Source organism: Gangjinia marincola (assembly GCF_039523415.1).
Taxonomy (GTDB): domain Bacteria; phylum Bacteroidota; class Bacteroidia; order Flavobacteriales; family Flavobacteriaceae; genus Gangjinia; species Gangjinia marincola.
On record NZ_BAAAFG010000016.1, the window covers coordinates 95278 to 113912 of the forward strand.

Annotated in this window: 17 protein-coding genes; 7 read left to right on the forward strand and 10 right to left on the reverse strand. The window is 39.0% G+C overall.

Translation table 11 applies throughout. The features are described 5' to 3' along the window. Positions 1-58: 58 nt before the first annotated feature. From ABD000_RS11295 to ABD000_RS11320, 6 genes are all read right to left on the reverse strand, one after another. Entirely contained in the window at positions 59-2524 is a 2466-nt protein-coding gene (locus ABD000_RS11295; RefSeq protein ID WP_425545366.1) for a TonB-dependent receptor domain-containing protein, read from the reverse strand. Further along, complete coding sequence (locus ABD000_RS11300; RefSeq protein ID WP_343767530.1) at positions 2505-3863, reverse strand: HTTM domain-containing protein; 1359 nt, start codon at positions 3861-3863, stop codon at positions 2505-2507. Before ABD000_RS11300 ends, ABD000_RS11295 begins: the two co-directional genes overlap by 20 nt. A 2-nt stretch (positions 3864-3865) precedes the next feature. Further along, complete coding sequence (locus ABD000_RS11305) at positions 3866-4975, reverse strand: imelysin family protein (protein WP_343767533.1); 1110 nt, start codon at positions 4973-4975, stop codon at positions 3866-3868. Between the two features lie 87 nt (positions 4976-5062). Next, the gene (locus ABD000_RS11310; RefSeq protein WP_343767536.1) at positions 5063-6274 is read right to left on the reverse strand and encodes a DUF4856 domain-containing protein; all 1212 of its coding nucleotides are present in this window, start codon (positions 6272-6274) and stop codon (positions 5063-5065) included. A 168-nt stretch (positions 6275-6442) separates the two neighbouring features. Continuing rightward, complete coding sequence (locus ABD000_RS11315) at positions 6443-7306, reverse strand: hydroxymethylglutaryl-CoA lyase (RefSeq protein WP_343767538.1); 864 nt, start codon at positions 7304-7306, stop codon at positions 6443-6445. A gap of 176 nt (positions 7307-7482) precedes the next feature. Then, positions 7483-8100, reverse strand: a complete 618-nt coding sequence (locus tag ABD000_RS11320; RefSeq protein ID WP_343767541.1) for a LysE family translocator — start codon at positions 8098-8100, stop codon at positions 7483-7485. Positions 8101-8189: 89 nt separating this feature from the next. Between ABD000_RS11320 and ABD000_RS11325 the strand changes: the two genes are divergently transcribed. After that, on the forward strand, positions 8190-9092 hold the full coding sequence (locus ABD000_RS11325) for a T9SS type A sorting domain-containing protein (RefSeq protein ID WP_343767544.1): 903 nt from the start codon (positions 8190-8192) through the stop codon (positions 9090-9092). On the opposite strand, the gene ABD000_RS11330 is transcribed toward ABD000_RS11325, so the two are convergent. Continuing rightward, positions 9078-10100 carry a quinone-dependent dihydroorotate dehydrogenase gene (locus ABD000_RS11330; protein WP_343767547.1) on the reverse strand — a complete coding sequence of 341 codons (1023 nt, stop codon included), beginning with the start codon at positions 10098-10100 and terminating at the stop codon, positions 9078-9080. The two genes, ABD000_RS11325 and ABD000_RS11330, sit on opposite strands and share 15 nt — an antisense overlap. Positions 10101-10218: 118 nt before the next feature. Here ABD000_RS11330 and pepT point away from each other — a divergent pair, with 118 nt between their 5' ends. The 4 genes from pepT (at position 10219) to ABD000_RS11350 (ending at position 14289) form a co-directional block, all read left to right on the forward strand. Further along, the gene (gene pepT / locus ABD000_RS11335; protein ID WP_343767550.1) at positions 10219-11463 is read left to right on the forward strand and encodes a peptidase T; all 1245 of its coding nucleotides are present in this window, start codon (positions 10219-10221) and stop codon (positions 11461-11463) included. Between the two features lie 11 nt (positions 11464-11474). Beyond that, positions 11475-12395 (forward strand): DUF5996 family protein, encoded by a 921-nt coding sequence (locus ABD000_RS11340; RefSeq protein WP_343767552.1) that lies wholly within the window; start codon positions 11475-11477, stop codon positions 12393-12395. Positions 12396-12618: 223 nt separating this feature from the next. After that, complete coding sequence (locus ABD000_RS11345; protein ID WP_343768878.1) at positions 12619-13329, forward strand: DUF6602 domain-containing protein; 711 nt, start codon at positions 12619-12621, stop codon at positions 13327-13329. Positions 13330-13455: 126 nt separating this feature from the next. Then, entirely contained in the window at positions 13456-14289 is an 834-nt protein-coding gene (locus ABD000_RS11350; protein WP_343767554.1) for an MBL fold metallo-hydrolase, read from the forward strand. A gap of 179 nt (positions 14290-14468) precedes the next feature. Here the strand turns inward: ABD000_RS11350 and ABD000_RS11355 are convergent, their stop codons facing one another. Then, on the reverse strand, positions 14469-14975 hold the full coding sequence (locus ABD000_RS11355) for a DUF1440 domain-containing protein (protein WP_343767556.1): 507 nt from the start codon (positions 14973-14975) through the stop codon (positions 14469-14471). 104 nt (positions 14976-15079) lie between these two features. Here ABD000_RS11355 and ABD000_RS11360 point away from each other — a divergent pair, with 104 nt between their 5' ends. Continuing rightward, the gene (locus tag ABD000_RS11360) at positions 15080-15724 is read left to right on the forward strand and encodes a YdeI/OmpD-associated family protein (protein ID WP_343767559.1); all 645 of its coding nucleotides are present in this window, start codon (positions 15080-15082) and stop codon (positions 15722-15724) included. After that, the gene (locus ABD000_RS11365) at positions 15678-16391 is read left to right on the forward strand and encodes a flavodoxin family protein (protein WP_343767562.1); all 714 of its coding nucleotides are present in this window, start codon (positions 15678-15680) and stop codon (positions 16389-16391) included. Before ABD000_RS11360 ends, ABD000_RS11365 begins: the two co-directional genes overlap by 47 nt. Before the next feature lie 86 nt (positions 16392-16477). Here the strand turns inward: ABD000_RS11365 and ABD000_RS11370 are convergent, their stop codons facing one another. Both ABD000_RS11370 and ABD000_RS11375 read right to left on the reverse strand, forming a co-directional pair. Continuing rightward, positions 16478-17773, reverse strand: coding sequence for a hypothetical protein (locus ABD000_RS11370; protein ID WP_343767565.1), 1296 nt, complete (start codon positions 17771-17773; stop codon positions 16478-16480). Next, positions 17770-18618 carry a GNAT family N-acetyltransferase gene (locus ABD000_RS11375; RefSeq protein WP_343767568.1) on the reverse strand — a complete coding sequence of 283 codons (849 nt, stop codon included), beginning with the start codon at positions 18616-18618 and terminating at the stop codon, positions 17770-17772. Before ABD000_RS11375 ends, ABD000_RS11370 begins: the two co-directional genes overlap by 4 nt. Positions 18619-18635 lie beyond the last annotated feature (17 nt).

Sequence of the window (18635 nt, forward strand, 5' to 3'; positions counted from 1 at the left end):
ATACATTTTAGAAATGAGTTTATAACGTGATTTTAAATTCACTTTATTTTTATGAGGATCATAAGGTCAACTGCAAGGTAAGATAATAGGTTCTAGGTTCTGAAGGAATAATCCCGGGACCCGGATATCCTGTAGCCCTTCGAGTAAAATACACCTCATCTAACAGATTATTTATCCCGGTTTCAATGCGCCATTTTTTATAGGTATACGAAAAAGAAAGGTCCATAATATCATATGCCGGAATACTGCCTATTATACCACTTTGACTATCATTAACGTCCTGAGGGGCATTTGTGGCGTCTGTAAATTGTTCTGAAATATAGGTGTATTGAAGACTCCCCAGAAAATTTTTATAACCAAAATTAAGTCCGCTTTTTAGATTTACCTGCGGAATAAATTCTACCCGATTATCCTCTACCCCATTACTATCAGAAGAAGTATAGTCGGATCGAGTGAGGGCCAAATTATTAAATAGATTTAACCGAAGGTTCGGCGTATTAGATAGCAAGGTATTTTTTACATTCCAATCGATTAAACTTTCAAATCCATAGATAAATGCATCTCCAATATTGGATCGAAAGCGTATTAATCTGCCCGTTCCAATTTCGTTCCCATTGACATCAATTCTAGTCTCTTCACGCTGAATTTCACCAATACGGCCGTTATAAAACAATCCAAAAGCACTTACATCGTAAGAAAATAAGTTTTCGTATTTGCCGCGAACTCCAATATCTGCAGTATAACCACTTTCGTCCTCAATGTTTTCATCAATCACAAAATTAGGGTTCGTGATACGTATATCGCTAAAGGTTACTGATCGGTAATTTTCAGATACATTGGCATAAAATTCCACTGCCGAAGTTGGTTTATAAGAAAATCCTAAACCCAGCAAGATAAAATTACGCTCAAAGCTTCGGGAATCGTCAATTTCTTCATTTAATAGAACATTCCCAGCCAGGTCAACCACAATATTTTTAAATGAGCCTTCACTTTCGGTTTTGATGTATTCAAATCTAAATCCCGGGGTAATGCTGAATTTTTCAGAAAGCTCAAAAATATTTTCTCCAAAAAATGCCAGATTGGTATTGGGAAAATCAAAATTTGCCTGCCGTGGATAGTTAGGGAATTCTTCTGTAGCGAAATTAAAATCCGGTTCTGCTGAAGCAGATCCCGGTCCTTGCCGCTGATCATTATTGGTTTGGTAAAATTTTGTTCCTACGAGTAAGGTTGCTGGAATTTCTTTTAACGCATACTTTGTAATAACCCGCGCCTCTGCACCCCAATTAACAAAATTATCCACCAATAATTCTCTTTGTTCATTAGGGTCGTCTACCGTATTTACTCGATTTTCCCTAAAGCCTACAGCACTTCTTGAAGCATCTAATCCAAAAAACTGAAGACTGGCCTTGGTTTGTTGAGAGAATATATGCTCCAACTGCAAGGCGTATAATAACCAATCAACCTTAAACCAGTTACGCGCTCTATTCGTAAAGGATGGATCTTCGTAAAACTGTGCGTCTGAAATTCCGCCGGGCTGCTGCGCCAGATAATTCATGTACGTCGTTTCCAGTTTTAGCTTAGTTTTTTTTGAAAAATCATACGCCAGTGAAGCGAAGATATTTTTTGAGTCAAACCCGCTGTTACATCTAAAACATTCTCCATTTTTATAACTAAAATAGGTGTAATAACTCAGGTCTCCCACTTTGCCTCCAAGACTATTAAAACTGGTAAATAATCCAAAAGAGCCTATACTCTGCCGGGTCACTAATTCAATTTCTTTAGTGGGATCTGGTTCTTTGAATTTAAAATTAATCAAGCCACCAAATTGAGTCCCGTATTGGAGTGATGCGGCTCCCCTTACAATCTGTATTTCTTCCAGCGCCTCTGGCGGTGGGGAATAATAACTCTCTGGATAACCCAACACGTCTGCACTTATATCGTATCCATTTTGCCTAATATTGAAATTTGCAGAGCGATTTGGGTTTAATCCTCTCCCGCCAATATTGAGTTGTAAACCTGCATTACAATCCTCATAAATATTCAAACCTACTACCTGATTGTAAATCTGTCGCGGATTGTTTGCCGCAATATTACCTACGATATTTTCGAGTAATACCACTTCACTCTTTTTACCCGCGTAAATAGCAGTTCCCTCCACAGGTTTTAAGCGACGAAGACTAAAGAGCTTTTGACGTTGCTGGGTAATAATTACTTCGTTTAGTTCCTCTCCTAAGGGCTCAAGCGTTATAGTAATGGTCTTTGAAGGATCAAATATTACCGGTTCCTGAAAAATCTGATATGCCATTGAAAAAGCCAGCACGGTATATGTTCCTGGAGTGAGACCGGTTATTGTAAATGAACCTTGCGCGTTACTGTAAAAGGTCTTATCGATCTCTTCGATAAATACCTCGGTGCCTTTAATAGGGTTTCCACCACCATCTTGAACTTTCACCTGGTACGTTTGTCCAATTGAAATAAAACAAAAGCCCATTAGGGCAAGTATATTACAAACCTTTAATTTCATCATTGAACGGCAATATCCATTTTTTTGAACTAAACGAGTCCTTTATGGTACTTAAATCTATGGTCGGATCAATAAATGGTTGGCTCAATCTCCCATTTAAGGCCACGTGACTATCTACAAAAACGCCGATGGGTCGATGACCCTGGCTTTCAAAATGCTTTTTTAAAAAATGAGCGTACTCTACTATAAAATCTGGCTGAAAGGACATTTGTTTTTCCTGAAAGGAGGTCAAAAAATCTGTATTATTAACATAAAACCATTTACCTGTTTCTTTGTTAACTATTTTGAATTGCGCGTATCCGGTTTTTTCCATCAACATGACGCGCCATGAAAAGCGATACCCCTCTTCTGTCCAAAAAAGTTCACCGGGATAGGCCAGATATCTAAACGGCACAAGCAATTGAATAAACAGAACCAATCCCACAATGACTTGTGCGATTGTCCCTGATGATCTCTTCTGAAGGATTACCGGTGCTGATGAATGAGGTGTAATTTTCAGAAGCTTTGTGAGTCTATCGATAATTTTTTCATGAAACTCTGCAGAAAAATAAATCAACGTTGAACAGATCATTACGTAGGGAAATATTCCGATAGGAAATAATACCCAGGTAAGCATATGAAAAACTACGACGACGGTAAATGCAATCCATTTTCGGTTTCCAAACCACAAAAAAAACGGAATCAACAGATCATAGATCGCTCCTATCCAACTAAAGGCATATTGCACCCACTCTTTTGCCATTAAATTGCCAATAAAAGGGGTATCTACTTTTGAGGGCAACCAGATTTTTAAAGGCATGGCATCCAATAACCAATCTGAATTTAATTTCGCCAAGCCGGCATAAAAGTAAACCAGTGTGATCATAAGTTTAATCGCATCTATGGTCCAACTAGGCACTACCGGGCTGCTCAACATTTTATTTCGCATAGCATCAACAGAAAAATAATGATGTGCGGGTAAAAAAATAAGCATGAAACTCACCACACTAACAAAGTAATAATGGTTGAGATAAGTGGTTTTATCCATCAATTCGATGTAAGTGAAACTTAGAAAAAAGATAACACTCGACACACGATATTTAAAGCCAAGTAAGATAAAAAGGGCAGAAATACCACATATAATAAATAAGATATATGTATATATTCCTAACGGCTTTACCCATTCAAAACCGTAATAACTAAAGAAAAAAGAGGGTTCAATATACATTTTTGAGATCCAGCCGTAGCTCCAAAAACGTATGATGCTAAATAGCATTAGACCACCAAAAAGAATACGAAAGACCGCTAAGGGAGCGGCCTTTGTGGTTCTATTGAGATATGTAGAAACAATACCAGACAATACTAATCCCCGTCTGCATCTACAAAATCAATATTGATACTCATAGCAGAGACCATATCCACCTTAAAAAGTGGCACCAAACGCTGTACTTCTTCGTATGCCCCTAGCATATCATTGGGTACATCGTTATCTTCTATTTCTGCTTTAAATGTATCTAATTCCTGTACTTTAGTAAAGGCAAGATCAAATTGATCGTTAATCAAATCTCCTAAATTGGCACCATCTTTAAGTTCATTGAGTTCTTGAAGATAGGAATAAAGGCTCTCGCCTGAAGTTGTTTCATTCACATGTTCTCCATTAAAGAAATCACGTGTGGCATCCAATCCTTCAAGAAAAAGTTCTTTTGCAAGAGTTCCCTCGTAAAATGCTTCCAATGTTTGAGGCTCCTTATTGCCGGAAAATACTCCTAACGGAATTCCCATTTTACCTGCGCGTAGAAATTTTTCATAATAGAAAATGTAATCATTCACAAATCGATCTACCGAAGCTGTTGCAGATGAACCTGAATTACCTACAAATTCATCTCTATAAGAATTTTGCCATTGCTCTTTCACTAGGTTGATCAAGGTTTGCATATCATCAATCACTTGCATTAAATAAGCTGAACGAAGAGCTGAACCATCCTCTGTCGAAAACTGAGCAATAATATCATCCTCTGTCGTTTCATTATACAATAAATAGTCAATTGTACCAAAACCCTTAGCGGTACGATTTGAGGGTAGCGTGAGATTCACATTCTGATTATTGATATTAGCCTCAATCGTAGTAGCATTCACAGGATAAGTGTTGAGATTTAACCTAAGATCATTATTTTCTGCCGGTCCAATTTCAAACATAGCTGTACGTTGCCATATAAGATATGCCGCTTTCCAGCTTTCTCTTACATTGTTCAATGAATTTATTGAAGGATCTGCTGTAAAATCTTCTGCCTCTGTTCTAAGTTGAGAGAGAGCAACATCTACATTTTGATAATAGGGAATAATGATATTGTCTGCCCAATTAATCAATAATTCTGTACGATCAAATGTATCAGATTGAGGAGTATCTGTGCTATCAGATTCACAGGAATTTAAAAGTATAAATCCAATTAAAAGAAAGGCTATTTTCTTCATTTTAAATTTTTTTGCAAATTTAAAAAAGGGATTCCGTTCTGGAAAAGAGTGGTCTCCCTTTTCAACTTAACTAAACAATATTTAACGTTAACTTCCAGCTTGTTCAATCGTAAAATCAAATTCTGCCGCAATGATTTCTGAAATAGTTGACAGGGTTTCTACACTTACATCCCAAAGACCATCTTCGCCATCATCCATAAGATCAGTAAGTAAGTCGTCGACCTCTGCAGCATTAAAGTAGGGCTGATTTGTTGCAGGATTCTTTGTGAATTGAAGGCTGTAAATAAATCCATACGCCTCAGAGAGATCATGAAAAGCAGTTCCCCAATTTTCAGTTGCAATACCAGATTTAGCCTGCTCAAGATAATAAACCGCGCGAATACCAATAATATTTGATATTTCCTGCTGAATGATATTTGCTTGTTCATCACGAATATCATAATCTTTCGCAACAATAGCTGCTCTTCCCGTCTTGAATGCATTGAATATTCGCTCTGCAATGCCTGAAAAATCCTCATCATTTTCAACTCTACCGATGTATTTATTCAAATAATCATCTGCTTCTCCAATTTTATCATTAGGATTAGCCGGATTTTCAGAAGTACCGTATAAATAGCCATAAGCCTCATCCCATTTGTGCTCCATGGTGGTGTAGGTTTTTCCTTCGGCTAGAATATCACTATCGTTCTCTTCTCGATTTTGACCTTCATCCAATACTGCCGGACTCAAATAATTGTTAAGCGTTTGATCTACCATCAAAGCACCTATGAGAGATTTAGTAAAAAGCTGATTAAATTCTAACCCCTGCGCGTTGACATAACGCACATTATCGCCGTCTGCCAATTGCCCTGCTTCACCTGCCTGTGCTGAATTATCCTGAAAAGGAAAAATCTCATTCGCTTGTTTTGACAACCAGGATTCCAGCGTATTTTTTATCGTTGCGCTCAACGTCAAATTTGTACTAAAGTAATCTGCAGATGCTGCTACTTTGCTTTTAATACTTTTATCTGAATCATTTAAATCTGATGAAGAAAAAGGATCATTTTCATTACTAAATTGATTTAATAAAAGCTCATCATCTATTGAAAAATCTAATAATCTATCATTTAATTCATCTGCCATGAGAATACGGGTGGTCTGACCACTAAAATTCACCGTGCTTTCTCCATTACGGGTAAAGTTATAATTAGTAGGTACTTCTAACTGAACATCTGTTGTGGCGTCATCGTCATCTGTACAAGCAGTAAAGGAAACTGCCATAATGGTAGCTATGAAAATAGGGTGTTTAGTGAATTTCATACTTCTGTTTCTTTTATTTAGACTAATTCTTAATAATGACACAAAAATATAGTACAGCAAGAAACTGACAAAACTTATTTAGAATAAATATAAATAATTAACAATTTGGTAAAACTAGGCGAGTAAAATCTCTTTGTGTACTGGTGTTTTAATTAGGAGTTTATCACCCTAATGATACGCCGTAAATAGCTTTGTAGCTTCGTTGTAGGCAGATTCAAAACTGGTCATTTTAACGCCAAAATCTGTTTTTTCTTTGGTGAGGTAAGACACCACTTTTTCTGTAGGCATATTGCCGGTTAGTTCATCTTTTGCCATTGGACAACCTCCAAAGCCTTGAATGGCTCCGTCAAATCTTCTACATCCTGATTGATAGGCAGCATGAACTTTTTCATACCAAGTGGTAGGTGTTGTATGGAGATGCGCGCCAAATTCAACGCCAGGATATTTAGGAACTAAATTTGAAAATAGGTACGAGATATTTTCGGGATTAGAGGTGCCCACGGTATCTGATAGGGATAAAATCTTGGTTCCCATGAGGGCAAGTTTTTCGGTCCACTCCCCTACTATTTCCACATTCCAGGGATCTCCATACGGATTACCAAATCCCATCGAAATATAGACCACCACTTCTTTATTAGCATTCTTAGCAATCGCTAAAATTTCACGCAAAACTTCGACTGACTGGGCGATGGTTTTATGGGTGTTTCGCATTTGGAAATTCTCTGAAATAGAAAACGGATAGCCTAAATAATGAATTTCCTTTTCCGCTGCAGCGGCAATAGCTCCGCGAACATTAGCTACTATAGCCAACAATTTACTCTTAGTTGTAGAAAGGTCTAATTGAGCAAGTACCTCACTTGTATCTACCATCTGGGGGATTGCTTTTGGAGATACAAAACTGCCCACATCTATGGTATCGAATCCACAGCGTAATAAACTTTGAATGTACTGCACCTTTCTCTCTGTAGGAATGAAGGATTTAATGCCTTGCATGGCATCTCGCGGACATTCAATAAGTTTGACAGTCGACATACAGTGTGGTTGTGCAACCAAAGATACGCGCATGGTGATGGATGTGCAATGAAAAAGAGTAAAAATGCCCTTACCTAATCTCTCCCAAAGGGAGAGGAATTTATTTTTGAGTTCAATTAAAAATTGTTGGCTTTATGCTCTCCTCTCCGATCGGGAGAGGGACTGGGGTGAGGCCTCTACCCCACCAAAATAAACACCGCTATACCCACAAACACGACAATTTGAAGCCATTTGAGCATTACTCCTAGATTCTTTTTTTCTCTTAAGGCCGAAGAAATTGATCCTGATAATACAGCTATGGTAGAAAATATGATCAGCGATACGAGCATGAACAATCCGCCCAGTACATAAAACTGAAGCACTTTAGACAGCGATTCACTAAATAAAAAACCCGGAAAAAAAGCCAAGAAAAATAAGGATACTTTAGGGTTTAGAATGTTCATTAAAACACCCTGTTTAAATAATTGCCGAGTTGTTTTTTTAGGAACAGCGTCTTCATTTAGTTCAATCTGAGCAGAAGATGTGTATACGTTATACGCTAAATACAGTAAATAACATGCTCCTATGATCTTTAACCCTATATAAATAGAATCGTTTGCTTTTATTAATGCGGAAACCCCAAAAGCGATGAGCGTAGTATGGAAAATACAGCCAGATATTAACCCGTATACAGTCGCCAGCCCGTATTTAGTGCCATGGGTAATACTTTGAAGCAGAACATAAATGTTATCTGGTCCCGGAGAAAGTGCCAGCACCGTGGTGGCAAAACAAAAAGAAAATAGGATTTCTACCATTGAAGATCAAAACTCTAAAAAAACAATATCTTCTCCAATTTAGTGTAAGTTTATTTACCCAAAATCGACTATCTATAAAATAAGTAACTATGAAAACACTTCTACCTCTCATTTTTGGATTACTTACACTTGGAATTTTTGCGCAAGATGCTTCTTACGACATTACTTTTACCAGTACCTGGAGCCAGTCTACTCACCCTCATACAAGTGGAAGTCTGCCGGGTAATGCGCATTGGTCAAATCTTGTAGGTGCAATACATGATGATAACATCACTTTTGTGGAAATGGGAGAAATGGCAAGCCCAGGGGTTGAGGACGTGGCTGAACTTGGATCAAACAATGTATTTTTTAATGAAGTTAATCAGGCTATAACCGAAGGAACCGCACTGGAGGCATTAGACGGGGGAGCAATATCCACATCAAGTGGTCAGGTTACCTTAACCAACGTTACCCTTACACAAGAATTCTCTCACATCTCACTGCTTTCTATGATTGCTCCAAGTCCAGACTGGATTATCGCGGTTAGTAGTGTAAACTTACTGGATGATACCGGTAACTGGAGGGATGAAATTGTGATAGATCTCTTTCCCTACGATGCCGGAACAGATGACGGGGTAGATTACACGTCGGGCAACAGTAATACAAATCCTGCTCAACCTATTTCTTCGCTACAAGGCGTAATGCCCTTTTCGCAAGAAAAGATGGGAACAATAACATTTTCCTTGGCGGAAGTACTTTCAACTCCATCCATAACCGAGAAATTTTCAGTTGATCTTTTTCCTAATCCTGCGACAGATAAAATCACTGTTTCTACTGCCGAAGCTACATCCCATGAAATTACATTCTTTTCGGTATTAGGTCAAGAAGTAATGAGCATATTCTCTAATAAAGAAAATACAACAATGGATATCTCTTCATTGGCTTCGGGAGTATATTTAATCAAAGTCGCTTCCGGCGATCAGTCCATCACGCAAAAATTAGTAATTCGCTAAGATGGCTTTATTGATATCTCGCACAAGTTTGGGACCTTCATAAATAAAACCTGTATACAACTGCACCAGACTCGCACCTGCGTCTAATTTATCCAGTGCATCTTGCGCGCTCATGATTCCGCCAACACCAATAATAGGGAAAGCATGATTACTTTTTTCGGCTAAAAACTTAATGACCTCTGTGGCACGATTAGTTAAGGGTTTTCCACTAAGTCCGCCGGTTTCCGTTTTATGCTTGTCAGTCAGGTTTTCTCTTGAAATGGTGGTGTTCGTCGCAATGACTCCGTGGATTTCAGCATCGTTTACAATATCAATAATGTCTAGTAGCTGTTCATTGCTTAAATCTGGTGCAATTTTAAGCAAAATCGGCTTTGGGGTAGATTTCGTGCTGTTTTCTTTCATCAAAGTCTTGAGTAACTTAGTCAACGGCTCCTTGTCTTGTAGCTCCCTCAATCCGGGAGTATTGGGAGAGCTCACATTCACTACAAAATAATCCACGTGGTCAAATAAAGCTTCAAAGCACAACAGATAATCTTGAGTGGCTTCGGAGTTAGGCGTAGTTTTGTTTTTTCCTATATTTCCGCCAATAAGCACCTTACCCTTATTTTTTTTCAGCCTGGCTACAGCCGCTTCCATTCCTTCATTATTGAACCCCATGCGATTGATAATGGCTTGATCCCTTTTGAGTCGAAATAATCTTTTCTTTGGATTGCCCTCTTGAGCTTTTGGAGTAATGGTACCTATTTCAATAAAACCAAAACCAAAGTCACTTAGTTCCTTGTACAATTTAGCATCCTTATCAAAACCGGCTGCTAGCCCAACCGGGTTAGGAAATGTTAATCCAAATACGTTTCGCTCAAGTCGTTTATCATGGATTACATATCGTTTTCCTACAAGTGATAAAAATCCCGGAATATTACTTAGCTTCTTAATCCACAAAAACGTGAAATAATGAACTTTTTCTGGGTCAAATCTAAAAAGTGCAGGGCGAACAAGCGATCTATACATGTGTACTGGTTTGTAGATCACAAAAATAACGTATCCTCTAAGGCTTGGCAAAGTTGCATGCAAATTTCTTGGTGAATAGCAGGTCAAGATTGTATTTTTAAGCTTTTAAGACCTATACATGACAAACAAAAACGACCTCATTAAACGCTTTATCTCGTACGTAACCGTCGATTCTCAGTCTGACCCTAAAAGTAAAACCACTCCCAGCACTCCTAAACAATGGGATATGGCAAATCTCTTAGTTCAACAGCTAAAAGAATTTGGTTTAAGTGATGTGAGTATTGATGAGAAGGCCTACGTGATGGCAACCCTACCCGGTAATGTGGATCATGATGTACCCGCCATAGGGTTTATTTCGCATTATGATACTACCCCTGATTATACCGGTACGAACATCAATCCCCAAATTCATAAAGATTACGACGGCGAAGACATCATCTTAAATGAAGCCGAAGAGATTGTACTCTCACCAGATTACTTTTCTGATTTAAAATTGTACAAAGGACAGACGCTTATCACTACTGATGGAACAACATTATTAGGAGCTGATGATAAAGCAGGGATTACAGAGATCATGGAAGCTGTCAAATACCTTATTTCTCATCCTGAAATTAAACACGGAGACCTAAAAATAGGCTTTACACCAGACGAAGAAATAGGCCGGGGTGCACATCACTTTGATGTTGAAAAATTTGGCGCAGAATGGGCCTATACCATAGACGGCAGTCAAATCGGCGAACTGGAATATGAAAATTTTAATGCCGCTGGAGCTGTGGTCACTATTAAGGGAAAAATAGTTCATCCCGGCTATGCCAAAGGTAAGCTCATTAATAGCATGTATATGGCAACCGACTTTATTAATTCTTTACCACGGCTGGAAACGCCAGAACATACTGAAGGTCGCCAGGGATTTTTTCACCTACATGATATTAAAGGCAGTGTAGAAGAAACTAACTTAGAATATATTATTCGAGATCACGACAAGGCTCATTTTGAAGCCAGAAAAGAGATCATGGAGAAACTGGTGGCAGATCTTAATGCTCAGTACGAGACAGATGCTATCTCAGTTGAGATAGAAGATCAATATTTCAATATGCGAGAAAAGGTGGAGCCGGTGATGCACATAGTCGACATTGCCGAAGAAGCGATGAAGGAAGTAGGCATCATGCCAATCATCAAACCCATTCGCGGCGGAACAGATGGTTCTCAACTCAGTTATATGGGCCTACCCTGCCCCAATATTTTTGCCGGTGGACATAATTTTCACGGGCGTTATGAGTATGTTCCGGTAGAAAGCATGCAAAAAGCAGTCGAAGTAATCGTGAAAATCGCTGAGCTAACTGCGCAGAAGTATACCTCTTAATGTTGAAAGCTATGAATAATTTACCTCAACTCCCCTTAGAAGAATGGAAAAAAAGCAAAATATCCCTTCACCTTATTTTTCAGATCATTGGGAAGGTTCGATTAAAGATGACTCCGCGTAAAAATCATTGGTGGTATATCACGCATTATATCTCCAGCAAGGGTTTTACCACCTCTGCGATTCCCTATGACGGCGGCTATCATACCTTCACCATAGAGGTTAATGTGTTGGACATGGAGGTTGAGATTACCACCAGCAAGGGTGCCACTAAAGTTATACCTCTAACGGATGGATTACCCATCAAAGCCTTTTACACACAGTTTTTAGAAAGCCTGCACACACTGGATATTCAGCCAGAAATTATCCAGGAACCCTTTGATATGGGAGTGACTTCTGCATTTAATGAAATCACGGCCTACCATCATTTTGATGCGACCTACATCAAGAAGTTTTGGGAAGCCATGCGTTGGGTGGATACTGTCTTTTCAGAATTTAGCGGTCGGTTCAACGGTAAGACCTGCCCGGTACAATTGTACTGGCACCACATGGATTTAGCTATAACTCGATTTAACGGGAAAGAAGCGCCGAAGATGGATCAAAATGCCCGCTTGTCTGACAAAGATGCCTACTCGCATGAATGCATTAGCTTTGGCTTTTGGGCAGGAGATGATGAGGTAAGGGAACCTGCATTTTATGCTTACACCTATCCCTCACCCAATGGAATCGACCAAGAACCTTTACACCCTAAAGAAGCGAACTGGATCGACAGCAACGGCAGCCCTATGGCATTTTACCGCTATGATGATTTATTGAAAGAAAAAGATCCTAAAGCCACCTTACTTGCTTTTTTAGAATCCAGTTATCACGCCGGAGCGAAAAGAGCCAATTGGGATATAGAAAAGTTTGAGGTGACTCCTCTGGAAAAACTGTGATAATACTAATTAAAAGTCAAATTAAGAGAATAGTTATTTTATTGGAAAAGCTAGGAGTTTAATTTAAGAAATGAGAAAAATAGATAAACATCAAAATGTATACGACAAGGAATTGCAGCTAATTATTGAACAATCAAGTATACTACTTCAAGCAAAGAATAATTCATTTAATGGTGAGTTAAAGTCTTCTGGAACACTAATTGAATCCTATATTTAGGGAATAATAAAAAAACATATTCCGCATGGATATGGTGTCGTTAGCGGCTATATAACTGACACGAAAAATTTAGAAGGTGATAATAACTTAATTCAGCATGATATCATTATAGTTGATAATAGAAATCCTCCACTCTACAAATTCGGATTTTCTGATATACAAATCGTTCCTGTGGAGTCGGTTTGTGGAGTTATAGAAGTGAAAAGAACCTTAACCAAAAAATCAATTAAAAAAGCAATTGATCACCTTTTGAGATCTAAAGAAGTGCTAGATAACTATAAAGAAGGGCTAAAATCAAAAGTTCGCGAAGAAAAAATGATATCTCCAAATGGAGTAAGTGCATATTTGGCTCCCCTTTATGGCATAGTTTCTTTGGAAATAAATCGTAGATCTCTTCCAAAAAATCATTTAGAGGAAATATTAGATAATCAGATAAAGAATTTTATTGATATCGTATGGTCAATGTCTGATGGATTTTTGACTATTCCTATTATGAAGAATGTGAATAAAGATGACACTAAATACGTAAGTGATTTAACTCGAATTTCTCATGCTACGACAGAATATGAATACTTCAGCAGTGGGTTTAATGATAAAAATCATAAGGAAGATATATTTAGAACAGGTTTATTTTTTATTAGAAATTATGTACAGATGACCACAGGTAAGCAAATTGAGTTTAAGGATCAAGCCGAATATTTAGGCTTTACTAAATAATATATTATACCAAATTTGACTGATATGTGGTAACAAAAATCATTTTATATGACTGGGACACCTTAAGAACTCCTTAACGTACATCTTCACGCGGAGTTTGTATTTTTCAGAGAAATAATCTAACCCATGAAAAAAATCGTATTTGCATTGGCTGCTGTTGTCATGATCTCTAGCTGTAAAGAGAACCAAGCTTCTTCCGAAGAAAATACCACCGCAGAAACTTCTAAAACTGCTGAAACCTCTGCTAAAGAGAATTCAACGTCCTCTGAAAAAATGAAAGAATCTGTGGAAGGAAACCTTAGAATTTATCCTATTTCACATGCCTCCATGGTATTGATGTGGGATGACACTACGATTTATGTGGATCCGGTGGGAGATGTGGAGCAATACGATAAATACCCAAAACCAGATATGGTGTTGGTGACCCATGCACACGGAGACCATTTTGATCAAAAGGTGTTAGGAGCGGTAACTACCGATAAGACTACCATGGTCATGCCAAAACATGTTTCTGAACAGTTAAAGGATAATTATATGGCAAAGGTACACGTCATGAATAATGGGGATACCACAACCCTCAAGAGCATTAAAATTGAAGCGGTCGCCATGTATAATGTGCGGGAGGAAGCTAAAAATTTTCATCCCAAAGGAAAGTGGAATGGTTACGTGATTGAACGGGATGGTAAGCGCGTATATATTTCTGGTGATACCGGTCCGACTGAAGAAATGCAGAATCTTAAGGATATTGATGTGGCGTTTGTGTGTATGAATTTACCGTATACCATGACGGTCGAATCTGCCGCGGAGGCAGTATTGGATTTTAAACCTAAAAAAGTTTATCCCTATCATTATCGCGGGAAAGATGGCCTATACGATACCGATAAATTTGCGCAACTGGTGCATGAAGATAGCGATGAGATTACTGTGGTAAGTTGTGAGTGGTATCCTGAGAGGGGTTAGATGGTTAGAATATCTCTATTCCAACATACTTTCCAACTTTAATTAATGAAAATTTTGAGACTGAAAAAACAATCGCTGTAAAAAGGATCAAAAACAATTTCAAGTAGTTAACTGATGTGATAAACACAAAAGAAGTTTATAAAGACTCCTTCTTCTAAGGAGAGAAGGGCATAGGAAAACTACTCTTCCAACTTTTGCATCACAAAGCTTCGTACCAATTCGGTCGTGATTCCAAAAGCTACGTGGGCTAGAAGTTCACTAGCTTGATATTTTAACGGAATTTCATCAGGACTATTCTTTAAATCCAATGCTGGCAGAGATACTTCGTGGGTACCTACCCAGGTAGAGGCTCCAAGAAAGGCACCTTCCATCGCATTAAATTCGGGTTTTTCTCTTTTAGCGTACCCGTAAGAGGCGCCTATACTGGCAGCAAAGGGTAAGTTGACCAATTGAGCGGCCAGTTCTTTATTCGTATCACTTAGCTTATCCCCGGTGATGGTCTCACTAATCGAATCTACTAATTTTTCTTGAGCAGACCTTGTATTGGGTCGGCGAACCGGCAGTACGCGTTCGATCAACATTTTAACGGCAGTACCCGCTAGACCTCCGGCAATACCCGCGATGAATCCTCTGCTTGTTTTAGACGCAAACGTATCTTTTTCTATCCAGCTTATATCGTTCTCCATAGTTGAAAATTTTCTTCAAAATAGTTCGTTTCTAAACGAAATTCACCTTTTTAACGGCGTTTTAGAGATTTTTTGGCGATATTTCTTAACTAAATAGATTCAATGTGACCAAGCAGGAAAAATTAAACGCATTTTTTAAAGGAGATCGTCCTTTTTTAGAAGGTGTATTACAGCTCCGGAGTCTTTTACACCAAACAGAACTTACCGAAACGTGGAAATGGAATTTTCCGGTGTATACCTTGAATGAAAAAAATATACTGGGTTTGGGGGATTTTAAACGTCACTTTGGACTATGGTTCTTTAACGGAGTCTTTCTTTCTGATCCGGAAAACCTTTTAGTAAATGCCCAAGAAGGAAAAACAAAAGCACTACGCCAAATGCGTTTTACCAATGCGGATCAGATCAATGAATCAGTCATCATGCCGTACATTCGCGAAGCCATTCAACTTCAAATAGAAGGGAAAGTGCTTCCATCCAAAGCCACCAGTAAGAACGTGGTTATCCCATTAGAATTGAAAGAAGCCTTTCAACAACACCCAAATTTAGCTAACGCCTTCAACCAACTTACTCCGGGAAAACAACGCGAATACAGCACCTACATTAGGGAGGCGAAGCAGCAAGCCACCAAAGAACGCCGAATCCAAAAGATTACTCCCCTTATCCTTGCTTTAAAAGGGTCAACGATAAATACACTACATCTAAATGAAAAACCAACCCGATTTCACCTCACTTTCTGCCCTGTATATTAATTGTACCTTAAAAAAGTCTCCGCGCCAAAGTCATACCCGCGGCCTTATGGACGTGTCCATCAACATTATGAAAAAGGAAGGCGTACAGGTAGAAACCTTACGTTTAGTAGATTATGAGGTCGCTACCGGAGTTCAACCAGACATGACCCAACACGGTGCTACAACAGATGAATGGCCCAAACTATTTGAAAAAATCATGGCAGCAGATATTCTGGTGATGGGTACGCCCATCTGGCTGGGTGAAAAATCAAGTGAGGCTCAAAAACTCATTGAACGCCTCTATGCAATGAGCGGAAAAACAAACGACAAAGGACAATACATTTTTTACGGTAAAGTAGGCGGTTGTGTCATCACGGGAAATGAAGATGGGGTTAAGCACTGTGCGATGGGAATTTTATACGCCTTGCAACACGTGGGATATTCAATTCCGCCGCAAGCTGATTGCGGATGGATTGGAGAGATAGGCCCCGGTCCCAGTTATTTAGACGAAGAGACTGATGCGAAAAACAATGCGTTTACCAACCGTAACACCACCTTTATGACGTATAACATGCTGCATTTGGCGAAGATGCTAAAAGAACAAGGTGGATATCCCGCTTACGGAAACTCTAAAGAAGCCTGGAGCGATGGATCACGCTGGGGCTTTGAAAATCCGGAGTATCGTTAATCGTTATTGGTTATTGGTTATTGGTTATTGGTTATTTTAAATTAGCTCAATCATTATAACGATCTGCGCTCTATATTCTATAGCTCTTATTGCTCAAATATTATCAGCTTCTCTTTTCGCTTTCGCTGAAGCATAAACACCATATACGCAGATAGTGCCAGGTATTGAACTAGTGTAGCCGTAATAATCTCCTTTTGCCCTGCGTAAGAAAGTAAATCCACAAAATCTTGATTTTGTACTACCGTAAAAAACGGAAGCGCAGTCATATCGGTATCCTTTACCAAAGCCTGCGGAATGTCCAAAAAGACCCGCGTAGTAAAGAGCAGTGAAATCAATGTCGGGATTAAAATCCACGCAGATTTTAAGGTTTTCCAGTGCGTCATCCAAACACGTGCGATCACTAAAAATGTAATGGGTAAAAACCAAATGATAAAACGTTCTGTATCCCCTCCCCCAAACCAGGCGATCACTATAGATAGTAAGGATAAAGGGATTAGATATTTTTGAGATTTAAAGAAGTCTAGCGTAGTCTTATAAAAGTATATCAATGGAATCCACAACACCCCAAACACATAAAAATAAGCCGTGATCAGCATAAAGATGGATTTGCTGTGCATGGTGATGTAGATCGTGCGTAAAAAACCGTATTTGCTGGCTTGATCCGGTAGCGCCGTGACCAGTTGGTGTGTGATATACACTCCTATAAGTCCGATCCCGAAAGAAACGGCCGTTAAACCCACCTGACGTATCAACCTTATTTTGCGAACCTTGAAAATTCCGTCGTTATATTGAATGGGCTGATTCATAAGCAATACGCCAAATGCAAAAAAGGCAATAAACTCTCTGGTAAATACACCAACAAATAAAATAATACAGAACAAAAGATATTTCCACCAGGTAAAGCCTTGGTGGAGTAGTCTAAGCATAATCAGGCTTAACATAATAAACACCATAGCCACCGTATCGCAATTCGCAGGATAGTAGGTGTATAATCGCAAGTATCCGCTCCAATGCAGCATAAAATAGAGCGTGATCAAAAATGCAGGTACCGCATTTTTCAGCATTACTTTAGCGTAGCCAAATAAGAGCAAGCAACTCATCAAGGTCGCAATCCAATTGATGATTAAAAAATTATCGAGTATTCCAAACGGCAGTTGCGCCGCTAAATATGGAGGAACAAGTCGATAGACGTAAGGGGCCTTATTTACAATGGGTTGGCTCTCCATCATCTGTAAGGTGGTGGTAAAATATTTTACGCCATCCATTCCTTGGCCGTTCGCATATTCGATACGATCCTGGGTATAAAAATAACTCAGTAGCAAGGCGATATAGACCATACCTACTATAACATAACCGTATGCATGAAGTAACCGTGCGATCATGATGACAGATTAGATAAGAGAATTGAATAAAAATGCTGCGTAAGCGGAACGGCACCAAAACTTTCTTTCCAATACACTAAGCCTTCGTTTAGAATCGTGCCGTTTCCTTCTGAAGAACTTCCAAAACTGATGTATTTTTTGCGAAGATATTTTTTAATTATCGCATCAAACAGAACATCAAGTGCTCCATCCTCGTTTCGGGAATCTGTGCCAGAGCTGTATTGAAAATGAGCCACATGTTTAGTTTCAAAAATCACGACCCCTGCTTTAATTTCGTCATTGAGAAAAGCTCCATAGCAGTGTATCTGTTTTGGGAAACGTTTCGCTAACAATTCAATTTCAGCTAGGCTATGTACCGGCTTGACTCCAAATCTCTCGGTTAAATTGGGAATAAGCACCTTGTTCCAAAAGGGCTCAAAACATCCTGAAACTAATTTTAATCCAGACGCTTCTGCCTTCTTTAAGGCGCGTTTTCGGTTTCGGTTGGGTTGGTAGCCTTCAGCTAAGTCGATGATATAATAGGAATCTGTTCTCGTGATGGTTCCCTTCAGCATAGCTAAGGCCAATGCTTCGGCTTCCGTTGGTTTGCTGCGATAAATGGATGGTAAGGTTTTAATCTGGAGCTGTCTTTTTCCGCGTTCAGCGTAAAACTTCAGCGTAGCGTTCACCATCGCCAGCATGTCCAGTGTTTTGATAATCGGCTTAACGATAAATCCGCCGTAACTCAATCCCTGGTGGCTGTGGATCGCGTCCTCCCGGCTATTTGCCAGCAGTAGCCCCACCAACTTCCCTTTAGCATAGATCATCACCGATGCGTCTGTAAACCGATCAGCGTGATATTCCATAAAGTCACGTTTAAAAA